We start from the raw sequence: 2,042 nt of genomic DNA on the forward strand, positions 1-2,042 counted from the left end.
GCCACCGCGATGGCGTAAAGCCATATGAGACGCCCCGCCAGCATCTTGCCCATTGGGGCCGGGCCTGGGGCAGCGCCGCCGACGCCCAGGCCATCGCGGCTGGCATGGGGCTGGAACGGCCGATCGACGTGCCAGGCCGCTTGCTCTCGGCTGGTCAGCGCAGACGCACCGCGATTGGCCGGCTGAAGCTGGTCGACCGGGCCATCTGGCTCCTGGACGAACCGTTCACCGCCCTCGATGCCGATGGCCGGACAATCGTGACACGCATGATCGAACATCACTGCCAGTCCGGCGGCGGCGTTATCGCGGCCCTGCATGGCGACGCACCATTCGCGGCGAGCCGGGAGGTGGTGCTTTGACTGCTCCCTCCCCCATCCTCGCGGCTTTTCGGCAAGCCATCAGCGAAGCCTGGGCGAATGGGGCCGGCGCGCTCCTCCCCATCGGCTTCTTTGCAGGCGCGGCGATGCTCGTGCCCTTCACGATCGGGTCTGATGCAGACCAGCTCGCCGACATCGGGACAGGCGTGCTCTGGGTCGCTCTCGCCCTTGCTTCGCTCGTCTCCATGGAGCGGCTCTTCCAGGCTGACTTTGAAGACGGCACGCTTGAGCTCTGGGCGCAGGATGAAACGCCGCTTTTCCTGATTGCAGGGGCCAAGATCCTTGCGCACTGGCTGGTCTCCGGCCTGCCGCTTGTGCTGCTCACACCGCTGATCGGCATCACGCTTCAGGTGCCCGGCGACCAGCTTGTCTCCGCCATGCTTGCCTATGGGCTTGGTGGTCTTGCCTTCTTCCTGTGGGGCGGCGTGGCCGGCGCATTGGCTGCCAGCGTTCCGCGCGGCGGCCTGCTGATCGCCCTGCTCGCTCTGCCCCTTTTCATTCCGACTGCCATTTTCGGTTCGCTGTCAGTTCAGAGTGGGCTTGAAGGCCCAAATATTATTTTCCTTGCTGCATCGACACTTTTCGCGCTGGCCATTGCGCCTGTAGGTGCTTCTGCGGCGTTGCGCTTGGCCGTCGACTGAGCGGGAGTTATGTGAGGGATAATGATTTCAGCATTCGCAAATCCACACCGTTTCATGACGCTGTCGCGCTGGCTGGCGCCGGTCTGCCTTGCGCTCGGCCTGGTGCTGATCGCCTACAGCGTCTGGCAAGGCCTCTGGATGGTGCCGCCGGATGATTATCAGGGCGGCGATATCATGCGCGCCATGTTCATCCATGTTCCGTCTGCGTGGCTCGCCATGGGAAGCTATATGAGCCTCGCCATTGCGAGTTTCGTCTGGTTCATCTGGCGTCATGAGCTGGCTGACATGGCCGCCAAATCCATTGCGCCGATCGGGGCTGGCTATACCGCGATGTGCCTTGCGACGGGATCGATCTGGGGCAAGCCGACCTGGGGCACCTGGTGGCTCTGGGATGATGCGCGGATGATGTCGGTGCTGGTCATGTTCTTCCTGTTCCTCGGCTATATGGCGCTGCGCGCCGCCATGGAGACCCGACAGAAAGCGGCTCGCGCGGGGGCCATCCTCGCCATGATCGGGGCGGTCAATGTGCCGCTGATCAAATTCTCGGTCGATATCTGGTCCTCGATCCACCAAGGGCCGAGCGTGCTGCGCATGGACGGGCCAGCCATGCCGGCCGTCTATCTCACGCCGCTTCTGATCGGGGCGCTTGGCCATCTGATCTTTTTCTCTGCGCTCACCATGATGCTGATGCGAGCTGAAGTCTGGCAGCGTCGCAGCGATGTGCTGATTGCCCGCAAGCTCGCCGCGAACTAGGGACGGATCATGCTTCCAGCTTTTGACGACAATGCCGCTTTCATCTGGGTGATCTATGCGATCGGACTTTCTGTCCCTGCCCTGCTGCTCGGCTATGCGGCGTTGAGAGCGAACCGGGCGAAACGCAAGCTTGAGCGGTTGCAGGCCGAGACATCCAGATGAAGCGCTGGCAGGCCATTCTTCCGCTTGCCGTTCTTGTCGGCCTCGGGACGCTCGGCGCGGTCCAGCTGATGCGGCCCAAGGATGACAGTTTCACAGCAAAGGCCGACCG

The 2,042-nt window shown here is 63.1% G+C and carries 4 protein-coding genes; all 4 read left to right on the top strand.

What is annotated here, in order from left to right; all coding sequences use genetic code 11:
• Positions 1-359: ABC transporter ATP-binding protein (locus tag WA989_RS08010; protein ID WP_424339979.1), on the top strand; the 359-nt coding region annotated here is incomplete at its 5' end.
• Positions 356-1,018 carry a heme exporter protein CcmB gene (gene ccmB, locus WA989_RS08015; protein WP_424339980.1) on the top strand — a complete coding sequence of 221 codons (663 nt, stop codon included), beginning with the start codon at positions 356-358 and terminating at the stop codon, positions 1,016-1,018. The genes WA989_RS08010 and ccmB, both read left to right, overlap by 4 nt.
• 21 nt (positions 1,019-1,039) lie before the next feature.
• The gene (ccmC, locus tag WA989_RS08020) at positions 1,040-1,771 is read left to right on the top strand and encodes a heme ABC transporter permease CcmC (RefSeq protein ID WP_424339981.1); all 732 of its coding nucleotides are present in this window, start codon (positions 1,040-1,042) and stop codon (positions 1,769-1,771) included.
• Positions 1,772-1,780: 9 nt separating this feature from the next.
• Positions 1,781-1,933, top strand: a complete 153-nt coding sequence (locus WA989_RS08025; protein ID WP_424339982.1) for a heme exporter protein CcmD — start codon at positions 1,781-1,783, stop codon at positions 1,931-1,933.
• Positions 1,934-2,042 lie beyond the last annotated feature (109 nt).

The organism is Henriciella sp. (assembly GCF_049649345.1).
Lineage (GTDB): Bacteria > Pseudomonadota > Alphaproteobacteria > Caulobacterales > Hyphomonadaceae > Henriciella.